General features: G+C 57.2%; 15 protein-coding genes and 2 pseudogenes. 10 read left to right on the plus strand and 7 right to left on the minus strand.

The features are described 5' to 3' along the window. Positions 1-13 precede the first annotated feature (13 nt). From LOY55_RS11845 to LOY55_RS11855, 3 genes are read right to left on the minus strand one after another with little or no spacing between them, the layout of a single operon-like run. Positions 14-850, minus strand: coding sequence for an inositol monophosphatase (locus LOY55_RS11845; RefSeq protein ID WP_223524881.1), 837 nt, complete (start codon positions 848-850; stop codon positions 14-16). Beyond that, positions 847-1,905 carry a hypothetical protein gene (locus tag LOY55_RS11850; protein WP_223524883.1) on the minus strand — a complete coding sequence of 353 codons (1,059 nt, stop codon included), beginning with the start codon at positions 1,903-1,905 and terminating at the stop codon, positions 847-849. The genes LOY55_RS11845 and LOY55_RS11850 overlap by 4 nt, the downstream gene beginning before the upstream one ends. A 39-nt stretch (positions 1,906-1,944) precedes the next feature. Further along, positions 1,945-2,592, minus strand: coding sequence for an MATE family efflux transporter (locus tag LOY55_RS11855; RefSeq protein ID WP_223524886.1), 648 nt, complete (start codon positions 2,590-2,592; stop codon positions 1,945-1,947). 217 nt (positions 2,593-2,809) lie between these two features. Here LOY55_RS11855 and LOY55_RS11860 point away from each other — a divergent pair, with 217 nt between their 5' ends. After that, positions 2,810-3,169: a hypothetical protein gene (locus LOY55_RS11860; protein ID WP_258668380.1), complete on the plus strand. Its 360-nt coding sequence runs from the start codon at positions 2,810-2,812 to the stop codon at positions 3,167-3,169. Positions 3,170-3,362: 193 nt separating this feature from the next. Here the strand turns inward: LOY55_RS11860 and LOY55_RS11865 are convergent, their stop codons facing one another. Further along, positions 3,363-4,421: a hypothetical protein gene (locus tag LOY55_RS11865; RefSeq protein ID WP_223524885.1), complete on the minus strand. Its 1,059-nt coding sequence runs from the start codon at positions 4,419-4,421 to the stop codon at positions 3,363-3,365. A gap of 327 nt (positions 4,422-4,748) precedes the next feature. On the opposite strand from LOY55_RS11865, the pseudogene LOY55_RS11870 reads away from it, so the two are divergent. Beyond that, positions 4,749-4,982 (plus strand): annotated as a pseudogene (locus LOY55_RS11870) (LysR substrate-binding domain-containing protein); the annotation flags it as partial. A 470-nt stretch (positions 4,983-5,452) separates the two neighbouring features. Here the strand turns inward: LOY55_RS11870 and LOY55_RS31025 are convergent. From LOY55_RS31025 to gspG, 3 genes and pseudogenes are all read right to left on the minus strand, one after another. Beyond that, a pseudogene (locus LOY55_RS31025) lies at positions 5,453-6,097 on the minus strand (hypothetical protein); the annotation flags it as partial. Between the two features lie 151 nt (positions 6,098-6,248). After that, positions 6,249-7,436, minus strand: a complete 1,188-nt coding sequence (locus tag LOY55_RS11880; protein WP_223524211.1) for a type II secretion system F family protein — start codon at positions 7,434-7,436, stop codon at positions 6,249-6,251. A gap of 12 nt (positions 7,437-7,448) precedes the next feature. After that, the gene (gspG, locus tag LOY55_RS11885; protein WP_109787776.1) at positions 7,449-7,883 is read right to left on the minus strand and encodes a type II secretion system major pseudopilin GspG; all 435 of its coding nucleotides are present in this window, start codon (positions 7,881-7,883) and stop codon (positions 7,449-7,451) included. Between the two features lie 195 nt (positions 7,884-8,078). On the opposite strand from gspG, the gene LOY55_RS11890 reads away from it, so the two are divergent. From LOY55_RS11890 to LOY55_RS11925, 8 genes are all read left to right on the plus strand, one after another. Continuing rightward, positions 8,079-8,687, plus strand: coding sequence for a lytic transglycosylase domain-containing protein (locus LOY55_RS11890; protein ID WP_046027981.1), 609 nt, complete (start codon positions 8,079-8,081; stop codon positions 8,685-8,687). A gap of 207 nt (positions 8,688-8,894) precedes the next feature. Continuing rightward, positions 8,895-14,717, plus strand: coding sequence for a manganese-oxidizing multicopper oxidase MnxG (gene mnxG, locus LOY55_RS11895; RefSeq protein ID WP_223524207.1), 5,823 nt, complete (start codon positions 8,895-8,897; stop codon positions 14,715-14,717). Positions 14,718-14,801: 84 nt separating this feature from the next. Further along, on the plus strand, positions 14,802-16,754 hold the full coding sequence (locus LOY55_RS11900) for a YncE family protein (protein WP_223524205.1): 1,953 nt from the start codon (positions 14,802-14,804) through the stop codon (positions 16,752-16,754). A gap of 13 nt (positions 16,755-16,767) precedes the next feature. Further along, positions 16,768-17,424: an SCO family protein gene (locus tag LOY55_RS11905; RefSeq protein WP_077432163.1), complete on the plus strand. Its 657-nt coding sequence runs from the start codon at positions 16,768-16,770 to the stop codon at positions 17,422-17,424. After that, positions 17,421-18,041 carry an SCO family protein gene (locus LOY55_RS11910; RefSeq protein WP_109787772.1) on the plus strand — a complete coding sequence of 207 codons (621 nt, stop codon included), beginning with the start codon at positions 17,421-17,423 and terminating at the stop codon, positions 18,039-18,041. The genes LOY55_RS11905 and LOY55_RS11910 overlap by 4 nt, the downstream gene beginning before the upstream one ends. A 7-nt stretch (positions 18,042-18,048) precedes the next feature. Further along, the gene (locus LOY55_RS11915) at positions 18,049-19,599 is read left to right on the plus strand and encodes an ABC transporter substrate-binding protein (RefSeq protein ID WP_223524202.1); all 1,551 of its coding nucleotides are present in this window, start codon (positions 18,049-18,051) and stop codon (positions 19,597-19,599) included. Positions 19,600-19,612: 13 nt separating this feature from the next. Continuing rightward, a complete protein-coding gene (locus tag LOY55_RS11920) occupies positions 19,613-20,566 on the plus strand; it encodes a peptidylprolyl isomerase (RefSeq protein ID WP_077430392.1) in 954 nt (317 codons plus the stop codon). Between the two features lie 220 nt (positions 20,567-20,786). Continuing rightward, positions 20,787-21,320 carry a response regulator gene (locus LOY55_RS11925; protein ID WP_046027976.1) on the plus strand — a complete coding sequence of 178 codons (534 nt, stop codon included), beginning with the start codon at positions 20,787-20,789 and terminating at the stop codon, positions 21,318-21,320. Positions 21,321-21,367 lie beyond the last annotated feature (47 nt).

Here is a 21,367-nt window from a genome sequence, read left to right on the forward strand (position 1 = left end):
AGTTAAACGTACACTACAAGATAAGTCGTATCAGTTCTGGGGAGGACAAGGCAATCACAGTTCCTGAGTCTGACAGGGCTGCCGGTGAGGGAGGCAGGGAGTGTCTAGGGTTTCCTGCTTTATCGAATAGAGCACCTCCCGCTTCTCTTAAAATCAACTCTGCTGCGGCAATATCACAACTACGCTCATGTCCTGGTGTATCGATATCAATAAAGGCGTCAAGTACCCCGGCGGCGATGAGACATATTTCTAGTGAGGAGCATGAGTAAATGCGAATTTTTCTAGCTGACCATATAAGCTTTTGAATTGTGTTTTTTGCTCTATCTTCTTTTGGGCGATGGAAGGATATGTGCATGTCTTCTATACGGTTGACGTTGCGGGCATAAAGTCTTTTCAATATGATCGGCGACTGAAGGTAGGATCCCTCGCCCAATGCAGCGGTATAGACCAAATCTCTTGATAGATCATAAATCCAGCCAAATATATACGCATCTTGGTGGTAAAGAGCCACGCTTGATGTATACGCTGGAAATCCTAAAACTGCGTTGTGTGTTCCATCTAGAGGGTCTATAAGTAGGTAGAAATTTTCATTTTCGCCAAAAGTAGTTGCTGAAGTGCTTTCTTCGGAATAAATTGTTATTCGAAAACTTATATTGGAGAGGCAGTCATATAATATTCTCTGACAATCTAAGTCATGCTGTGTCTGTGAGTCGTTCCAGTGTTTTGTATTTGTGGTGACAACGGGCAAGCCGGCCAGAGTTCCCGCCCAGTAACGGCGCAGTTGTTTTCTCGCTTCGTAAAGGCATTCCTCAATTTCGGCAATATACTGATGCTTGAATAATGGTCTCATGTCGATTCTTCCATTATCAATTGTATATGCCACAGGTTCCTGTTTAATCTCGGAGCACAAGACTTTACTTCAAATAGTTTTCCGGCGTAAACGGCGTAATCCGCGCTCATGAAGGCACTGAAGGATTTAGGGAATAGCGCTACAGTTTTAACCTCAATATGATAGCCAAGTTTTTTCCTGATTGTGTTTGCTGCCTGCTTGAGGCTTCCTCCGGTATAGGCTTTGTCTATAATGAGCCATGGTTCGTTCGATGATGTTAGAGGAGGGAAAATATCTTGGAAAGCATTAGTTCGGCTCAATAGGCTAGAGTCATTTTGCCGATGAACCTCCGAGAAAAAAATATTGGAATCTCCGGTTGCTGCCAAGTAGCCAAGCGCAATCGGTAAACCTGCCGAGAGTAAAAAAAGTTTATTTGTTGATATTTTTTCGATTTGCGACCAGATAGTATGGTCTTCGTAAATATACCTGGTGTTGAGCACGGAACAGCTATCCCAATGGTCGTGTGATATGTACTTACTATAAAAAGCACAAAATCTATTGTGGAATTCTAAGGTTTCGTTGCTTGTGTTTATAAGTGGCCGATTTTTAGTAATGCCGCGGGTGGTTTTGTTTATAAGGGCTGGTGGCACGTCTCGACGAGTGCGCGTAAATGCTTCGTTAACAAGCTTGTTTTTTAAGATTCTAAGTTGCGTTTTTGATGGGCCAGAAATTGCTATTTCTGGTGATAGGCCGTCGCCATTGATTCTACATGCCTCTGTGGCCGAAATTTTTCTTGTGCTTAAATTTAAGTAGTCCCATATGCGCACGATTTCCTGACCAGACATGCCGTTATAAATGGGGTCGAGGTTGCTTAAATCGCAAATCATTTCTTCAGGGTGTCGAAGTTCGAACGACGCTCTTTGAAGATGACAACCATTGAGTATGGCGTTGCGATAAGTGTAATAATCGTTTGTTTGTACGCCACTTAATGTTCGCCAGCCATGATGCTCACTGATTATTGTGATGGAGTTTGTACGCTGGTTTAGGGAATGCAGTGCGGGATTTTCCTGGTGCATGGTTAACTCCTCTCAGCAGTGGAAGAATAGACAGTTAGTCTAAAAAATGTATTTAGTGTCTTGTCTTAACTCCTGATTAACTGGCTGTCCGCTATTTTTTAAAACGCTACGTAACCGCCAGAGCAGAAGCAGCATCAGGCAAAATGAACAAAAAACTAGCGCTACAAATAGGGAGTGCACGCTATAGTCGTAAAGTGATAGCAGTCCGATTGAAATTATTAGTCCAAGAACATTGAGTGAAAATATAGTTAGCAGCGTAGGGATCCAAAAATCGTTCATGCTTCTCAAAGTCATTCGAGTTACGACATAAACGTATTCAAATATTAAGAATGGGATCGCGATGAAAATGTTTTCCTCAATCAATCGTCTGGTTGGCGCATCGTTTGTGTAAATTGCTGATATGTCTTCTTTTAAGAAAAAGCATGCTAGTAAAAATGGAGTCAATATTAATAGTCCGAGCTTTAGTCCCTCAGAATAGGTCGCTCTCAACAGTCGGAACTCTCGTAGACCATAGTGCCGCGCGGCTACAATTCCCGTTGCGTTTCCCACTCCTATTGAGATCATATATACGATACTTAAAAAATGAAGCGATGCCTGATATGCCGATACGCTCGTGTCGCCTATGGTTTTTGAAATAAGAGAGAACATGAAATATAAAAAGCTTTCGCCTCCAAAGCAAATTGCCATCGGTAGGCCTTTGATGAAGTAATTCACATATATGGTTTTTGCGATATGTTGTGAGTGTCTAAATTTTGAAATGTGTTGATGGATTTTTAAATTAAAAAGCAAGATTGCAATGCTAGCGAAAAAGTATCTCAAGCCTGAGTATGTCAGGGCGAAATAAATAATATTGCTATTCGAGTTTGTCAAAACTAATAGTGTGCAGGCTAAGGCGAGAGTGGCAATGAATGCCCATGTGTATATCAGTTCATATTTGGTTATTTTTATTGCGTTGAAAAAGTTAAAGATAACTATCTGTGCGTATATGGCGGGAAGTGAAAGGGATAGTGCTAGTAAGGCTTTAATGCCTTCGAGTTCCCCGTTGTCTGTAAGTGATCTCGATGCGACGATGCCAAGCAAAACTATAGCGAAAACGATAATTACCCCTAAGAATATTGCTATTCTAAATGAGGTAATTAATTCGATTTCAATTTCGTCCGTATTTAGATTAGTCGATCTAGCTATTGTTACCAGCGAACCTGAGAAAAATCCGATTGCTACCACGGTTAGAAAAGAAATCAGCGCCCATGCGAGTGATGCATGACTAAGTGAATTAACTATGTAATGTCCAATGAACGAAAAATAAAGTAGTGAGGCAATCATCTCTCCTATTCTGGAAGATATCAGCGGGATGGCTATCCGGGTAATTTCCATATCTGGCAGCCCCTGTTCGTTAAAAAATACAATGAAGGCCTGAAGTGAAATAAAGCCTGTTGCGCTGGAAAAATATACTCTCCTCAATCCCACTGTTTGAGTAGACTAATCAAAGGTGGAGTACCCTTCGCAGCGAAATATTTTTTCCTGAAAAAGTATTCGCACGTTGATATTTTGTGTTTGGTTTGTTTTCGTTTGTTGAACTCTTTATCTAGGGCCGAAAGAGATTTTTGTGTTGATGGGTAAACTTTGGACGTTTTTAGAAGTCCTTCAATGGCTAGAAATACCTGGTCCATGTATATCAGCGTGTCTTCAATATATGATCTGCATTCAGTTTCTGTGATTGCACCTCGTCTGGATAAGGAGAAAAAGCTGGCTTTTATACTTTCGTATCCGTCCACTCTGAAGATATTTGAATACACCCACTTGTAGTGTTTGTTTGTTGTGCCTGTTAAGTAGGTGAAGCTCATTGTTGTTTTTAGCATCATGTCCCGGGCTATTTCACAACCCATCCAAAGATTTCCCGACTGCCAGCAACCCTGGATATCTTGAAATGCATAAAATACGGGGAGTTTTTCACGATGAGCGACATAGATGTGTTTTTCTACAGGTATCCTGGATTTCAGTTGGGTAAATGTTTCCTCGTTTTCTAATGCGTATCCAATCAATGATCGATGGATGACGTTGTTCTCTGTGTTTGACAGCACTGGACCATAGAGAAACCGCTGATCGTCAGAGATCTCATCAAATGCTGTCTCAATTTTGGTAATGATGTTTTCCAATTCGGAAAATGTTATGTAATCAGCATCAATGTGAATGCTTGTTTCGCCATAAAAATTGGTGGTGTTATGAACTTCTTCGTCTTGAGTTATGTAGTGGTAATTTATATCTGTAACCAGCGCGTGTTCGGATTTTTTTATGCTGCTTGCTTTAGGTCGTTGTTCGCACAAAATGATGCAGTCGATATCGGAATGAATGGTACCAATTCCCTCGATCAAAGAGCCTGAGATGACGAGGATGCTAGAGTTCTCTAAAAAAGCCCTTTCTCGTAAATATTTTTTTGGGATTGAAATTTTTCCATTTAATATAGATATCTCATTTTCTGAAATTTTTGACTGCTCGGTTTTGATTAACGGGATCATATGGGTCGCTCCTTGCGTAAGTGTGAGCAGATATAAGGTGTGTTGTGGTAAGTGTGAGCATGGTGATTTGAATAGCGTCAGCTGTGTAAGTGTCTTAGTTTAGGGTTGATGGCTTTTTCGTACTAAAACCCTAGTGTCGATCTTGGCGAGTCGTCAATGTTTGTATAGAAAATCAGAATGGTCTTACGCGTATTGAAGTCCTGGGGTTTAAACAGCGAAAGAAACTTCCTTTTTTGTTGAGAGATTGTTCCTACAGAGTTGGCGCCCGAGAGCGTGGGGTTGTTCAAGGCAGCAGGCTTTTGATCTTTATCCCTGAAGGCATAAAGAGGTGAACTGCTCAAAGACGCGGCGATTGCCGGGATGGGGATTACTTACTTGCCGACGTTTATCGTCGGTGCAGCCTTGAAGGACGGCAGGCTGGTGCCGGTGCTGGACGCGTTTCGGCCTGAGCCGCTGAGGTTGTCGGCGGTCTATCCGCTGCACCGCCAGAGTTCGCGGCCGGTACAGGCGTTTATCGAGTTTTTGCGTGAGCGGCTGGATCAGACTGAAGACGGACTCTAAGCCTCACACAGTTCCCCCTGTAGGAGTGAGCCTGCTCGCGATGGCGGAGTGTCAGACGACATCAATGTTGAATGACATATGGCTATCGTGAGCAGGCTCGCTCCTACATTGATGTGTGGATGACCTGGGCTTAGTGGTTATCAGGTCCTTTTGTCATCGCCGTTGACATGAACACCGCGGTCATCGCCGACTTCGCCGTTGGCATGAACACCTCGGTCATCACCGACTTCGCCGTTGGCATGAACACCGCGGTCATCACCGACTTCACCATTGGCGTGTACGCCACGGTCGTCGCCGATTTCGCCATTGGCGTGAACACCATTTTGGTTGTGGGATACTTCACCCGAGCGATGAGCGCCATTTTGGTTGTGGGACACTTCGCCGGAGCGATGAGCGCCATTTTGGTTGTGGGACACTTCGCCGGAGCGATGAGCGCCATTTTGGTTGTGGGACACTTCACCGGAGCGATGAGCGCCATTTTGGTTGTGGGACACTTCGCCGGAGCGATGAGCGCCATTTTGGTTGTGGGACACTTCACCGGAACGATGAACCCCATGGTCGTCGCCGATTTCACCGGCACGGTGAACGCCATGATCGTCGCCGATTTCACCGGCACGATGAACGCCATGATCGTCGCCAGGTTCGGCGTGCGTGCCATTGCGCCCGGAGTTGGAGGAGGCTGTGTTGCCGGCATTACCCGGGCCATGGTCGCTGCCGCTGTGACTGCTGCCGCTGTTGCCGCCGCTGCCACTGCCACTACTGCCGCCACTGCCGCTTCCACCGTGACCACCGCTGTTGCCACCGCCACCGCCACCACCATTACCGCCGCCACCACCGCCATTACCGCCGCCGCCACCGCCATTACCACCGCCGCCACCACCATTGCCGCCGCCACCACCACCATTGCCGCCGCCGCCACCACCATTGCCACCGCCGCCATGACCTCCGCCACCGCCGCCACTACCGCCACCGCCACCACCGCCCCCTCCGCCACCACCACCACCATCCTTGGCCTGAGCGGTCGACATGCTGGACAGACTGTCCGGTATCAATACGGTAGACGCCGACAGGACTGCGCCAATAGCTACTGCAAGTAAAAGCTTGTTGATGTGCATGTCGTTCTCCGTCTTCTTGTTCAGGGTTGGAACGTTGATGAACAATGCAACGTGCTGCTGGATTCAGTTAATGAACACCCCAGCGTTCAGATTTATTCAGTTGTATCGTTGATAAAAAATGCAACGTACCGCTCGAACCTGTTGCAGAGGGTCAGTGAATGCTGGAGGCCAGCTCGAAAATCGGCATGTACATCAGGATCACGATGACCCCGATCAACAAGCCGATGAAGGTCATGAGCAGCGGTTCAAACAGTCGTACAAACCATTCGATCCAGCGACTGATTTCTTCGTCGTAGAAGTCGGCGCTGCGTTCCATCATTTGCCCGAGGTTGCCGGACTGCTCGCCAGCGCGCAGCAAGCGCAGGGACACTGGGGTCACGAGGTGATTGAGCTCGAGCGCGGCCGACAGCGATTGGCCCTCACGCACCCGTTCGCAGGCTTCGTCCAGGCGTGTGCGGGAGGCCACGGTGAGCAGGCCCCGCACCATGCCCATGGCCGTGACGAGGGGAATGCCGCCTTGCAGCAAGATCCCCAGCGAGCGGTAGAAGCGCGCCAGTTCATACATGAAGATGCGTTGATGGACTGCCGGGAGTTTTTCGATCAGGCGGTCGACGCCCCGACGAAAGGCCGGTTGGCGCTGGAGGAAGGTGAGGGCGACGATGAGCGCCAGCAACCCGCCGAAGAATTCGCCCTGGTGCGCATGAAGGAACATCCCGCTGCTCATCAGGACTTGTGACATCCACGGCAGGTTCGACCCCAAGCCTTCGAACACCAGGCTGAAGCGCGGCACCACATAGCCCATCAAAAACAACACCACGCCACCTCCCACCACCAGCAACAGCATGGGGTAGATCGAAGCGCTGACGATTTTCTGCCGGACTTCGTCCATGCGCTGGCGATAGCTGACATAACGGCCCAGCGCTTCGCCCACGGCACCGGTCTTTTCACTGGACTGGACCAGCGCCACGTACAACGGCGGGAACACCGTCGACAACTGGCCCAATGCCTGGGAGAACGACTTGCCCTCATACAGCAGGCGCACCAGTTCACTTAAGGTTTTACGGGCCTGTGGCGCGGTTTCTTTTTCGGCCAGGCTTTCCAGCGCATCGATCAGCGGCAGGCCCGCATTGAGCAACGTGGTCAGCTCCTGGCTGAACAACACCAGGTTGAAGGTCTCGCGCTGGCGAAACTGCAGCGAGAGGAAATGCCGCTCGGCATGCAGGCTGACCACCCGCAGGCCCTGGTCCTCGACGATGCGCCGGGCTTCGCTGTGGCCGGGGGCCTCGACTGTCATCGAGACCACGCCGGCTTTACCCACGGCTTTGAGATGAAAGCGCATGGTCGTCCCCCGTTATTGCCAGCTGGTGATTTCGGCGTTTTCGCCTTCGCCACCGGGTTGTCCGTCCTTGCCCATGGACAACAGGTCGTATTCACCGTTTTCACCGGGATAGCGGTAGGTGTAGTTACGGCCCCACGGGTCTTGCGGCAATTTTTTCTGTAAGTAAGGGCCGGTCCAGTGCGTTTCATCGCTGGGCGCGGTGACCAGCGCCTGCAAGCCCTGTTCGGTCGACGGGTAGTGACCGACCTCCAGGCGATACAAATCCAGCGCCTTGCCCAGGCCTTCGATTTGCGCCTTGGCGACTTTGACCTCGGAACGGCCCAGTTGGGCGAAATATTTCGGCGCGACGATGCCAGCCAACAACCCCAGCACCACCAGCACCACCAACAGTTCGAGCAGGGTGAACCCGCGTTGCATACGCGGGGCATAACACAGACGTTGATTCATGATGACCTCACACAGTCGGCAGAAGGGTCGCAATAAAGATTTATGCAATTGCCATGCTCAGCCTTGGGCAACCTTCTGGACCCCCCGTGCCAAGGCCTTTTGCGCTTACGGCACAGTGCTTGCGTATGGCTGATTTACGATCGGCCACTGGGGCATTATCCCCATTTTTTGGGGCCGGCCAGGGGAGGAAAAACAATGAAAACACTCACCGCTGGATTGATCGGATGTCTGTTTTTGACCGGTGTCGCACAGGCCGATGTATTCGTTTCCGTGGACGCCAAGGGCAGCTACGTGCTGTCCAATGTCCACCGTCCCGGTCGTACCTATGAGCGGGTCATTCACGAGCCAACGGCGGCTGTTGTCAGCCTCGATCAGCAACCCCAGATGATCGCCGCACAACCCTATGCCGAGCTGGTTTCGGCAGCAGCCACGGCCAATGAAGTACCGGCTGCGCTGCTGCACGCGGTTATCCGCGCCGAGTCCCGCTACAACGCTGACGCAACGTCCGCCAAAGGCGCTGGCGGGCTGATGCAATTGATGCCCGATACCGCGCGGGAGATGGGGGTCAAGGATGTCTACGATCCGAAGGCCAACATCCAGGGCGGCGCCAAATACCTCAAGCGTTTGTTGACCCTGTTCGACAACGACATCGCACTCGCGGTAGCGGCCTACAACGCCGGCCCGCAAGCCGTGCTCAGCCGTGGCGGGGTGATCCCGCCGTTCGCCGAAACCCAGCGCTACGTGCCGGATGTTTTACGCCAATACCGCCGTCTGCAGGGCTTGGCCGTGGATGCGCCGTTGTAGTCGAACACCACGCGCCGGCTCCCCCCAATAGTGGGGAATGATGGCCCCGGCAGAAAAGTGGGGAATAAGTGGGGAATATCCCCCGAGTTATTAAGTCGTAAACGTAAAGCACTGAAAAAAAAGAAAAATATATTTGGCATGAGGATTGCTCAAGGGCATTCAGTCGAGAATTATTCCCTGTGAGCATTTAAAACGAGGCCCGTGATTATGTCCGGCATACCCCACGCTCATCATGTGTTTAACCTGTTGTTGTTTTTCGCACCGATGCTCGGTATCGAGCTGGCCGAAGCGGCCGCGCGCTGCGAACGCAATCTGGTGGCGAACGTCGTGGCACTGGATCAGCCGCTGATGTTCAACCGCCTCGGTGCACAGAACGCCAACGGCATGATGTTCGCCTTGCGCCGCGATGTCGTTGACGATCGCAATATGTCCCTCGCCCAGGGTGGCGCGGCAGTGCCGGGCAAAGTCTCGCTGCGGCCCGACAAGCGTCCGCGCCCACTGGTGCTGCGAGTGGCCGCCGGTGATTGCCTGACGATCAATCTGCAAAACCTGCTGACGTATCAGGCCAACCCCGGCAAACACGAAGGCGCGGAGCCCGAGGGGGAGGAAGGCAATGAAGTTGGCAATGTGGACGACTTCAAGGTCGATGAGCAAGTCACAGACCGGCATGTCGGCTTCCAGGTCAACGGCCTGCAAGCCGTCAACAGCATTGACGACATCGCCTCCTTTACCGGGCGCAACGCCAACTCCCTGATCCCGCCAGGCGCCACCCGTTCCTACACCTTGTACGCCGAGCGTGAAGGCGCGTTTGCCGCCAGCAGCCGTGGTGCCACTTTTGGTGGGGAGGGCGATGCGGGCAACGTGGCCAACGGCCTGTTCGGCGAAGTGGTGGTGGTGCCCAAGGGTGGCCGCACCTATCGCAACACCGTGACCGAAGAAGAGATGCGCCTGGCCAGCACCGGCCGCACTCCGGCCGGTCAGCCGATTGTCGATTACCAGGCGCGCTATCCGCAGCGCGAACCGTGGATCCGTGAAGGCAAGGCCGGCACGCCGATCATCAACATGGTCGACGGCAACGAAATCATCTCCAGCGAGAGTGACGCGATCGTGATGGGCAGCAACGCCGACGGCAGCTTCCCGCCCTCGACTTATCCGCTGGAAGCCATCGGCAAGCGCAATCCGGCGCTGCCCAATAGGCTGGAACCGTTCCGCGATTTCGCCTCGCAGTTCCAGGATGAAACCGCCGCGACCCAGGCATTCCCTGCGTACTGGGCAGACCCGGTAATGGCCCACGTGCTGGAGCCGACCCGCGACTCGTTCATGATCAACTACGGCTCTGGCGGCATGGGCGCCGAGGTGGTGGCCAACCGATTGGGCGTGGGGCCGATGCACGATTGCCTGTCGTGCGCCTATGAAGAATTCTTCCTCAGTTCCCACACCGTGGGGGACGTGGCGATGCTGGTGGACGTACCGGCCAACGCCGGCCTGGAAAACATTCGTCCGGGTGAAACACCACGTGCCGATCAGGTCGGGGTCAAGGCGACCATGGCGCTGTATCCGTCCGAACCCTCCAACGTCAATCACAGCTACATCGGCGACTTCGTCAAATTCCGCAACACGCACAACGGCCACGAGCAGCACATCTTCCACCTGCACGGGCATCAATGGCTGTTCAACCCCAACGACGACAATTCGGACTATGTCGACGCCCAAGGCATTGGCCCAGGTGCCGGCTACACCTACGAAATCGCCAACGGTGGGTCGGGCAACCGCAACCGCGTGGCGGGCGATGCGATCTATCACTGTCACTTCTACCCGCACTTTGCCCAAGGCATGTGGGCCATGTGGCGGGTACACGATGTGTTTGAGGAAGGCACCAAACTCGAAGTGTCCCAGCAGGGTGCCGACGGTTATCACAGCGAACCGTATGCCTTGCGCAGCGGTAAACCGGCGTCGGGCGCACGGGCCTTGCCCGATGGCGAGATCATTGCCGGTACGCCGATTCCAGCCGTCGTGCCGTTGCCGGGCAAAGCCATGGCGCCGATGCCGGGCAAAGTCGCCGTCGTGCCGAAGATCGGCGAAAGCCTGGTGGCCAGTCATGGCGACGATGATGAGGAGGGCGATGACGACGGCGAACATCACGGTGGCAGCGGTGGTGTGCAAGCCATCGGTTCCCTGGCATTGGTGGACCGCAGCGAAGCCAATCGCAATGCCGACGGCAGCCTGAAAAACCCGGGCTATCCGTTCTGGATCGGCGGCATGGAAAGTTCGGTCGGCCAACGTCCGCCAACCCCACCGCTGGACATGCTCGACGCCGCCAAGGCGCAAACCCTGAAAAGCAGTGGCAATGCCTTGTGGGCCAACCTTGACCCCGCGCAGTCCGGTGGTTGGGACGGCGGTTTGGGTCGCCACTCACTGGACGGTTTCTCCTCCGGTGGCCAAGCGCACACCGTGACCACCTCCCTGGATTTTTCCAAGGAAGTGACTCGCGCCAAACCGATTTACATGCCTGAAGAAGGCACTGAAGTCGAACAGGCAGCTATGGCGTTCCATGCCAAAAAAGAACACCCCAGCTACGCCGTTCTGCCGGGCAATCAGGTGGTGGCGCGTAACTTCCGCACCAACGGTGCATTGCCAACGGCGGGAGCGCCGTATTACGAACCGTGCATGGATGACCGGCAAAAACGCCTGACCAGCAGTGCCGGCACCGGCGAATTCAATAGCGGTGAAAAGGCCGACGGCCTGTCGTTCACCGGTGCCTCGACCTTCACCGCCGACCGGCCGCGCATCTATAAAGCGGCCAACATCCAGTTCGACGCGGTGTACAACAAGGTCGGTTACCACTTCCCGCAGGCACGCATCCTGGCGCTGTGGGAAGACGCCTGGCCGGTGATTACCAAACAGCGTCCGCCAGAACCTCTGGTGATGCGCATGAACACCTTCGACTGCGTGCAGTACCAGCAAACCAACCTGGTGCCGGCCACCTACGAGATGGACGACTATCAGGTGCGCACGCCCACTGACGTTATCGGTCAGCACATTCACTTGCCTAAATGGGACCTGACGGCGGCTGACGGTTCGGCCAACGGCTGGAACTACGAAGATGGCGTGCTTTCCCCCGGTGCCGTGCAAGAGCGCATCCACGCCATTCGCCAGTTCAACCAGTGCGAAGGCGCCGACCCGCGTGACGGCACGCCAGCCTGCCCAGTGGCCAAGTCGCATCCGTTCTTTGGTCAATATGGCCGGGCCGACTGGGTGGGTGCGCGCACGGCGATGCAGCGCTGGTTCGTCGACCCGGTGGTCAACACCAAGGGCGTCGACCGTGGCCTGGGCACCATTTTCACCCACGACCACTTAGGCCCATCGACGCACCAACAGATCGGTCTGTACGCCACCGTGTTGGCAGAACCGGCCGGTTCCACCTGGTTCCACGCCGAAACCGGCGAGCCTTTGTACAGCGGCGCGCGGCAGGACGGCGGGCCAACGTCGTGGCAAGCGGTGGTGTCCACCGGTGACCTGGACGGCGACGGCAAGAACGACAGCTTCCGTGAGTTCTTCCTCGAATACAGTGACTTCCAGCACGCCTATGAAGCCGGCGTGTACGTGGGCGCCGGCCCGAATGGCGTGCCCAATGCGCAAGCGTTCCCGGCCACCGCCGACAGCTTCCGCTACGCGATCAATCCGCCGGTGCGCAAGGAAGCCGAGACCCTGCTTGAGCAGGTGGTTGAAGCGCGCGGTGGACTGACGCCCGGCTGTCCAAGCCGGCCGTGCCCGCAAGCCATCTCGGTGGATGATCCGGGGATGTTCGTGGTCAATTACCGCAACGAACCGCTGGCCCTGCGGGTGTACGACCCGAACAAGATCGGCCCGGACGGCAAGCGCGGAATGCAGGCCGACGGCCTCGGCGGCGACCTGGCGTATGCCATGCAAAGCCGTACCGACCGCGCGATCCCGGCGATGAACCTGGCGCCGAACCTGATCACCGCAGCGACCGGCCCGACCGGTGGCACCACGCAGTTCCCGCCGCACATCAACAAGGGCGGTGCGGAACCGGGTGACCCGTTCACCCCGATGCTGCGCACCTACACCGGTGACAATGTGCGGCTGCGGGTGCATGCCGGCGGTCATGAAGAAGAGCACAACGTGACCCTGCATGGCGTGAAGTGGCTGCAAAGCGGTTCCGGTTTCGGCAACAGTTCCAACTCCGGTTGGCGCTCGTCGCAGATGATCGGGATCTCGGAGCAGATGGGCTTCATCGCGCCGGTCTCGATGCTGTCCAGTTCGGCGGCGACCACCGGGGATTATCTGTACTCGATGGACGCTTCTCTGGAAGGTTACTGGAGCGGCATCTGGGGCGTGATGCGCAACTACACCGCGCAACGCAACGACCTGTTCGCACTGCCGAACAACGCGAAACCGGCCGGCATGCGCAACACCGTGGCCTTCGAGGGCACTTGCCCACGGATCGGCGCCAACCCGAACGGCATCGGCACTCGGCCCACTGTGCAACGCAACTATGAAGTGGTCGCGGCGCTGGCCAACGACATCCTCGGCAATCCGCTGAACCTGTCCATCGCTGATCCGGAAGGGCTCGGCCAGCATGTCGGCGGGCCGCTGAATCCGGCGGGCGGTACGCTGGTGTACAACTCGCGTGCGGTGAGCATTCCCCAAGTCACCGTGACCGACCCTGAAGATGGCGAGACCTTCACCATCGGCGGGCAGAGCGGGCCGTTGCATGATCCGACCGCGATCCTGTACGTGCGCAAATCCGATCTGGACCCGGTCAGCGGCAAGCTCAAGCCTGGTGTGCCTGTCGAGCCGCTGGTGCTGCGTGCGGCGGCGGGGGATTGCATCAACATCACCCTGGAAAACCGCTTGCCGACGGTCATGCCGGACCTGGCGCAGATGGCCTCGGTGATGGGCATGGTCAAGCGTGACCGCAACGGTGGCGAAGGCTCCACCACCTTCAGCAATAACCTGTTGCGGCCGTCCAGTACAGTGGGGCTGCACGCACAATTGCTGGCTTACGACATCACCAAGTCCGATGGCACCAACGTCGGCACCAACCCGATCCAGACCGTCCCGCCACGCGTTGGCAACACCGGGGCGTACCCGACTCGTACCTATCAGTACTACGCCGGGCACCTGGAGCGTGAAGGCAAGCCGATCACGCAACTGGGGCGCAGTGTCGACAACATCAATGCCACGGCGATCGAGTTCGGCGGGTTGAATTTCACCCCGGCGGACGTGATCAAGCAGCCGCAAAAAGGCCTCGGTGGAGCGATGAGCATTCTGCCGATGGGCGCGACCTGGGTTGAAGACGCACGCAAGGTCAATGCGACGGTCACCGCGCCGGGGCAAACCACCTACCGTGACTTCGCGATGGTCTGGCAGAAGGCGTTGAACATGCGCTGGGCCAATGGTCGTCCGGTGGAAGGTATTGCCGCAGAAGCCGGCGTGCCGACCGATCCGCAGGACAACTCCAGCATGGCCATCAACTACAAAACCGAACCGATGTGGTTCCGCTTTGGCCTGCCCCCTGACGCGCCATTCGGTCACGCCGGCGGCTACGGCTACGGCGATGTCCCCAACGCGCACATGGCCTACAGCAATGCGTTGGTGGGGGGCGATCCGCAGACGCCGGTGCTGTATGTCAAACCGGGGCAACCGTTCCGTACCCACATTTTGATGCCCACCGGTGGCAGTCGTGGTTCGACCTTTCAGCTGGACGGTCACGTCTGGTCGGTCAACCCGTTCCAGTCGGAGAAGAGCGACACCGGCGGTTACCCGATGGCAACCCCCGGCGTGGGTTCAGTGCGGTTCGGTTACAACCCGATGTCGATGTACATCGGCGCCCACGAAAGCATCCTGCCGGCGGCGCACTTCAGCTTCATGCACCCGAGTGCCGGGGGCAGCAACGCGATACCGGGCGACTACCTGTTCCGTGATTACGCGGCTTACGGCAATACGGCTGGGTTGTGGGGATTGTTGCGGGTGACCAACGAGCCAGAGCCGGCTCCGGCACCTTAGCAACATGGCCGTGGCGAGGGCGCAAGCGACCTCGCCACAGGATCAGGGTTCGAAGGCAGACACAGATCTGAAGGGGAGAGCGGGATGACCAGGACTATCAAGTTGGCCGGGTTCGCGCTGGTGGCGGGGTCGGCACTGATCTGGCTGGGCGTGTGGCGCACGATGCCGCCGGACATGCTCAGCGAGGTCGCGCTGCCGGATACCTGGAGCGGCCAGAACCTGTCGCGTGACGGGGTCTCCGTAGCGCTTGAAGTCAAACCGCTGGCCAAGGACGGTGTACTGCGCGAAGGCGAATTTGCCGATGTGCAGTTCCGGGTCAATGACAGCGCCTCGGGCCAGCCGTTGTCGGGCGTCAACCCCGGCGCCTGGCTCGACCCCGAAACCGTCGCCGCCGACCAGGCCCAGGGCCGCGAACAAAGCTGCAAATCGCGGGTCGGAGTGTTCCTCAAATCGAGCATCGGTGCGCGGCCACTGCTGGACTTGAACAGCTACTTCCTGCTGGTGATGAACCGCGATGCCAGCGTTTCGGTGGTCGACCCGTCGGTGTCGGTGGGCGGCATCACCAGCACCATGGCGCGGATCAACATCAAACAACCGCCAATGGACTGGATCACTCCGAAGGACAACAAACGCGTCTTCGTGTCGATGCCAACGGCTGGGGAAGTGGCCGTGATCGACAGTGAGCAATTCAAGTTGCTGGAATCGGTGGCCGCTGGCAGCAACCCGGTTCGCGTGGCCCTGCAACCCGATGAGCGCCTGCTGTGGGTTGGCAACAATGCGTCGAAAGCGGAGGAGTCCGGGGTCACGGTGATCGACACCCGCAGCCTCAAGCCCCTCAAACACCTGGCCACTGGCGCCGGCCATCACGAAATTGCTTTCAGCAAGGACAGCCGGTTTGCCTTCGTCACCAACCGCGACGACGGCACGCTGAGCATCATCGACATCGCCAGCCTGACCCTCAGCAAGCAGCTCAAGACCGGCTCGCACCCGTTGTCGGTGGCGTACTCGCTGCTGTCTCAGGCGGTGTATGTCGCCGATGGCAAGGACGGCACCGTGACCGTGGTCGACGGTGCCAGCCTGGACGTGCGCCGGGTGATCAAGGTCAGGCAGGGCCTTGGGCCGATGGGGTTCAGCGCTGACGGTCGATTCGGCATCGTGCTCAATACGCTGGAAAACCAGGCCTCGGTGATCGATGCCGCCACCGATTCGCTGATCCATGAACTGAACGTGTCGACCGAGCCCTATCAAGTGGTGTTCACCAAGGCCTATGCCTATGTGCGCGGGCTCGCCTCGGCCAAAGTCACGATGATCAACCTGTCATCGCTGGGGCAAGGTCGCACGCCGATCAGCCAGGGTTTCGAAGCCGGCCCGCAGGCGCCACGGCTGGCCGGTGATCTGCCACTGGCGTCGAGCCTGGCGGTGTCGCGGGACGACAACGCGGTGTTCGTGGTCAACCCGGTGGACAACACCACCTATTTCTACGCCGAAGGCATGAACGCGCCGATGTCCGGTTACCCCAACCGCGGGCAAGTGGCGCGGGCGGCGATGGTCATCGACCGCAGCTTGCGCGAGGTTGAACCGGGGCTGTACAGCGCGCGGATCAAGTTGCCGGCGGCCGGGCGGTTCGACGTGGCGTTCCTGCTCAATCAACCGAACATCATCCATTGCTTCACGGCGCTGGTTGAACCCGACAAGCAACTCGCCTCACACCCCGGCGTGCCGAAAGTGGAGTTCATGCTCGACAAGTCAACGGCCGCCCTCGGCAGTCCTTATGTGGTGCGCTTTCGTATCGTTCAGGGCCAGCAGAAGGCCCAGCGCAGCGGGGTCAAGGATGTTCAGGTGCGCTACTTCCGCGCCCCGACTTCACGGGCTCAGGAAGTCGCCGCCCTCGAAGTGGGTAACGGCATTTATGAAGCCCCGGTGACCCTGGACCAGAACGGCGCCTGGTACCTGCACGTCCGTGCGGCGTCGTTGGGGGCGAACTTTGACGACAAGACTTTTGCCAGCGTCCGGGTTCTGCCCGGCAATGCGAACTGAAGAGGACATGGACATGAACCGTTTCGCAAACCGTGGATTGCTGATGTTGTGTCTGTTGACTGCCGGTCTGGGTCAAGCCCTGGCGCACTCGACGGACGAGCATGCCGGACACGACATGCCGGCCAAAAGCGCCAGTTCCGAGAGCGCCCAGGTGAAGTTCGCCGATGTGGCGCTGGTGGACCAGAACGGTAAACCGGTAAGCCTGGAAAAGGACCTGGTACGTAACAAGATCGTGGTCATGAGCTTCATCTATACCAGCTGCACCACGGTGTGCCCGGTGGTGTCCTCGATCATGGGCAAGGTGCAAAAGCAGCTCGGTGCGCGGGTCGGTGGTGAGGTGCAACTGGTGTCGATCAGTGTTGACCCGCAGCGCGACGACGCCAAACGCCTGAACGACTACGCCCGCAATTTTCAGAACGGCCCGGGCTGGAGCTGGCTGACCGGCAGTTCGCAGTCGATCAATGAAACCCTCAAGGGCCTGGGCTCGTTCAATGGCGACTTCAAGAACCATCAGCCGTTGATTCTCGTCGGCGACGGCAACAGCCGTCACTGGACACGCTACTACGGCTTTACCGACCCGGCGGTGCTGACCCGTGAGGTCGAGAAACTCAGCGGCCAGCGCAATGTCCACGCCAAACACACCGCCATTGCCATGGAGGAGCAGCCATGAAAACTCTCGACCGGATTGCCCTGACGGTGGCTGTTTGTCTGTTCAGTTCACTGGCACTCGCCCACGAAGGGCACGAAGAACCCGCGCCAACGGTGGCTGGCGCACAACCGGCGACCGGCACGCACGACGCAAAAACCTGGTTCACCGACACGCCGTTACAGGACCAGAACGGCGAAACCCTGCGTTTCTACAGTGACGCGTTGCAAAACCGCGTGGTGCTGCTGAACGTGATGTTCACCAGCTGCAACGATGCCTGCCCGCTGATCACCCGCAAACTCAAGGAAGTGCGTGAGTTGCTGGGTGACAAGGCGGATGGCATCACCTTTATCTCCCTTACCAGTGACCCGCTGCGCGATACGCCAGCGGTACTCAAGGCTTACACCTTGAAACAGGGCGTCGATGGGCCCCACTGGTTTTTTCTTACCGGCGACAAGGCGCAAATGGACCTTGTCCTGGGGCGCATCGGCCAGATCGTGCCGACCCCCGAACAGCATTCAACGCAGTTGATCGTCGGTGATGTGGCCAACAAGCGCTGGAGCAAAATCCGTCCCGATGCTCCGGCTGCCGCCATTGCTCAGCGCTTGCAGTTGCTGACCATGCCCGTGGCCGGTCGCTGAGCGCGCCATGAAAACTGTCCTGATTCTCGGCCTGTTGCTCCTGGGCGGCGTCCCTTTCGCCGTCCAGGCGTTGACGCTGAGCCCGAGCGAAAGCGCGGGCAAGCGGCTGTACCGCGAAGGTGTGTCCGAGAGTGGAGAGCCGGTCATGGCCCGAGTGGGTGCGGCCGATATGGTGCTGCCCGCCAGCAGCCTGCCGTGCGCCAACTGCCATGGGGCCGACGGACAGGGACGGCCGGAAGGCGGGGTGCGACCACCGGACATCAGCTGGTCGCGCCTTTCCAGCCGCTACGGCCAGGAACAGATCAATGGCCGCGATTATCCGGCCTACACCGAGGGTGCGTTGGCGCGTGCCATTCAGGAAGGTCGCGATTCAGCCAACAATCGGCTCGACCCGGCAATGCCCCGGTTCGTGCTGTCGATGAAGGATCAGCGCAACCTGACGGCGTACCTCAAACGCGTGGCCGATGACCGCGATCCCGGTTTGACCGCTGACACGTTGCACCTGGGCACGTTGTTGCCGAGTCAGGGACCATTGGCGCAAGAGGGCGCAACGGTGGCGGCCGTGCTCAAGGGCAGCGTGCTGCGGATTAATGCGGCGGGGGGGATTCATGGCCGGCAATTGCGCCTGACCATCCTCGATCCTGGCCCCACCCGCGCCAGTGCCGAGAAGGCGCTAGGCCAGTTGATTGAACAGGAACAGGTGTTCGCCCTGATCGCACCGCTGGCGCCAGCGCTGGATTCGGACCTGGCGGCACGCCTGGAACAGGCCGGAGTCCCGTTGATCGGGCCGCTTTCGTTGCAAGGCTCGGCGCAGTCCAGCCGGCAGATTTTCGAACCGCTGCCGGGTCTTCGCGAACAGCTGATCGCCCTGGCTGACTACGCCGCCACCAGTTTGCGTGTGCTCCAGGGCCCGACGCTAATTACCTACCCGGACGAACCAAACCAGCGGCTGGCGGCGCAGAACCTCGGCCAATACCTGCAAGATCACGCCTGGCAACACGTGCGGTTGCAAGCCTACGACTCTGCGCAGGACGACCTGCCGCTGGGCTCGCGCTCGGTGTTTTACCTGGGCAGCGGCAGTCACTTCAGTCGTTTGGCCGAGCGGTTGCAGACGGCGGGGCAGGTGCCTTACCTGTTTGCGGCTTCGAATCAGGTGGCCGGTGACGTGTTGCAAGTGCCCAGCGGGTTTTCCCGGCGGTTGTTTTTGGCCTACCCGTTCGTGCCCAGTGACTGGACGCTGGCCGGGCGCCTGGCGCTGACGCAATTGCGCGAAAACCAGGGGCTTGGCGGTCAGCACGCGGTGCTGCAAGTGGGCGCCTTCAGTTCGATGCTGCTGCTCAGCGAAGGCATGAAGCAGGCCGGACGTGATGCCAGCCGCGAGAAGCTCATCAATGCCCTGGAAGGTCTGCACGACTTCGATACCGGCCTGACCCCGCTGATCAGCTTTGGCCCGGGCCGTCGCCTGGGCTTGCGCGGAGCACACGTCGTCACGGTGGACCTGCCCGACCAGCGCTTTTTCCTGGTTGCCCCCTACAAACCCATTGCCGCCATGCCCTGACCGGAGGCCGATCATGAAACTCAACACGGTACTGATACTGCTGACGATGTGGGTCCCGGTGGCGTTCTGCACTAACGGCCCGGCTGCCGCGCGGGTCAATGGCGAAGAGATTTCCGAGTTTCGCCTGGAGCGTTACTTCGCCGAATTCCTGGAGGATCAGGGCCGGGCGGTGGGCAATATTCGTAACCCCAAGGCATACAAACAATTGCGGCAGAAAGCGCTGGAAGCGCTGATCGACAAGGAATTGCTGTGGCAGGAAGCGGTCAAGCGTGGCGTGGTGATCAGCGATACGGAAGTGCAGAGCCAGGTCGAACAGACCCGGCAAGCGATTGGCGGCCCCGAGGTATTTGCCCGCAGGCTCCAGGATGCCGGGTTTGACGAGGCCAGCTTTACCGAATACACCCGCCGGGAGCTGGCGGCCCAGCGAATCTTTGCCGACCTGATCCAGGTGGGCCAGCCGGATGAACAACAGGTCCGGGCGTTTTACCAGGAACATCGCGCCGACATGGGCCGGCCCGAAGAAATCCAGGCCCGGCACATCCTGATCAAAGTGCCCCAGGGCGCCGATGCCGCCACGGTTGAAGCGGCACGTCTACGCTTAAGCGCGATGCGCGTGAAAATCAGCCAGGGTGAAGACTTTGCCAGCGTTGCCCGGGCCGGCTCCGAAGACGCTTCTGCCAGTGAAGGCGGCGATCTGGGCTATTTCCCTCGTGGGCGCATGCTGCCTGAATTCGAAGCGGCAGCGTTTGCCCTGGCGCCGGGTGCCGTCAGTGAGCCCGTGCGCACGTCATTGGGCTGGCACTTAATACTTCTTCAGAACCACGTGGAGGCGGCCGATGTCTCAGAGCAGCAGGGTCTTGAAATGGTCCGGGCCTACCTTGCCCGACAACATCAGGCCCAGGCTCGCCTACAGGTTTTGGCGCAACTTCGATCAAGTAATCGAATCGAGCGGATTGATGATGATTGAATGTACTCCCCCCAAAAGTGGGGAAAGCTTGCGCGTAAATTCAAGCGCTTCCCCGTGTTTGGGGGAAGGGGTACGCGGGCGAAAAAGATTTGTCACGGAAATCAAAGAGATGAGTCGGCGAAAAACCGGCTCCGAGTCTGGCATGAAGTGTGCGTTAGCCTGATTGAAGGCGCGTACTCCCAGGCACGAATTTCGGACCTGCGGTTACAAGGAGTCGACCTTGTTGAACAAAATACTGGTTGTTGATGACGAGCAACTTCTTGCGGAAAACCTCCAGGGTTACCTGCAGGCGCAAGAGTTGGAGGTCCGGATTGCTCACGATGGTGCACAAGGAATCGTAGAGGCTGACGATTTCGCACCCGATGTGATGGTGTTCGATTACCGCTTGCCGGATATGGAAGGCTTTGAGGTGCTCGATGCCATCCGCCAGAAACAGAAGTGTCACTTTGTGCTGATTACAGGGCATCCAACCGCAGAGGTATGCGAGCGGGCCCGGCAACTGGGAGTCAGCCACATTCTGTTCAAACCGTTTCCATTGGCGGAATTGGCGCGTGCAGTACTTGATCTTCTGGGGAGGCAACGCGAACCCAAAGCGGGTGTGAGCAGTTCTGAAGGCTTCGTCGAACGACGCCAGAGCAGGACCGAGAGTTTCCCGCTGCAGTTGTACGACGGTAGTTGGGTGCTTGCGGATCGCCGACGTAGTACATCGGCCTCCATGGCGCCAGACGACGAACAACTGCTCACCGGGGAGTAATGGCGCGACAAGACGTTCCGGCATCCGCCGCGATGACTCGCCGCGCC

The sequence above is a fragment of the Pseudomonas sp. B21-040 genome (genome assembly GCF_024748695.1).
Taxonomy (GTDB): domain Bacteria; phylum Pseudomonadota; class Gammaproteobacteria; order Pseudomonadales; family Pseudomonadaceae; genus Aquipseudomonas.

What these genes read in the sequence shown, in the direction of transcription:
- LOY55_RS11845 (WP_223524881.1), bottom strand. Translation starts at nt 850, where the DNA reads ATGAGACCATTATTCAAGCATCAGTATATTGCCGAAATTGAGGAATGC.
- LOY55_RS11850 (WP_223524883.1), bottom strand. Translation starts at nt 1,905, where the DNA reads ATGCACCAGGAAAATCCCGCACTGCATTCCCTAAACCAGCGTACAAAC.
- LOY55_RS11855 (WP_223524886.1), bottom strand. Translation starts at nt 2,592, where the DNA reads ATGGCAATTTGCTTTGGAGGCGAAAGCTTTTTATATTTCATGTTCTCT.
- LOY55_RS11860 (WP_258668380.1), top strand. Translation starts at nt 2,810, where the DNA reads ATGAATGCCCATGTGTATATCAGTTCATATTTGGTTATTTTTATTGCG.
- LOY55_RS11865 (WP_223524885.1), bottom strand. Translation starts at nt 4,421, where the DNA reads ATGATCCCGTTAATCAAAACCGAGCAGTCAAAAATTTCAGAAAATGAG.
- LOY55_RS11880 (WP_223524211.1), bottom strand. Translation starts at nt 7,436, where the DNA reads ATGCGCTTTCATCTCAAAGCCGTGGGTAAAGCCGGCGTGGTCTCGATG.
- gspG (WP_109787776.1), bottom strand. Translation starts at nt 7,883, where the DNA reads ATGAATCAACGTCTGTGTTATGCCCCGCGTATGCAACGCGGGTTCACC.
- LOY55_RS11890 (WP_046027981.1), top strand. Translation starts at nt 8,079, where the DNA reads ATGAAAACACTCACCGCTGGATTGATCGGATGTCTGTTTTTGACCGGT.
- mnxG (WP_223524207.1), top strand. Translation starts at nt 8,895, where the DNA reads ATGTCCGGCATACCCCACGCTCATCATGTGTTTAACCTGTTGTTGTTT.
- LOY55_RS11900 (WP_223524205.1), top strand. Translation starts at nt 14,802, where the DNA reads ATGACCAGGACTATCAAGTTGGCCGGGTTCGCGCTGGTGGCGGGGTCG.
- LOY55_RS11905 (WP_077432163.1), top strand. Translation starts at nt 16,768, where the DNA reads ATGAACCGTTTCGCAAACCGTGGATTGCTGATGTTGTGTCTGTTGACT.
- LOY55_RS11910 (WP_109787772.1), top strand. Translation starts at nt 17,421, where the DNA reads ATGAAAACTCTCGACCGGATTGCCCTGACGGTGGCTGTTTGTCTGTTC.
- LOY55_RS11915 (WP_223524202.1), top strand. Translation starts at nt 18,049, where the DNA reads ATGAAAACTGTCCTGATTCTCGGCCTGTTGCTCCTGGGCGGCGTCCCT.
- LOY55_RS11920 (WP_077430392.1), top strand. Translation starts at nt 19,613, where the DNA reads ATGAAACTCAACACGGTACTGATACTGCTGACGATGTGGGTCCCGGTG.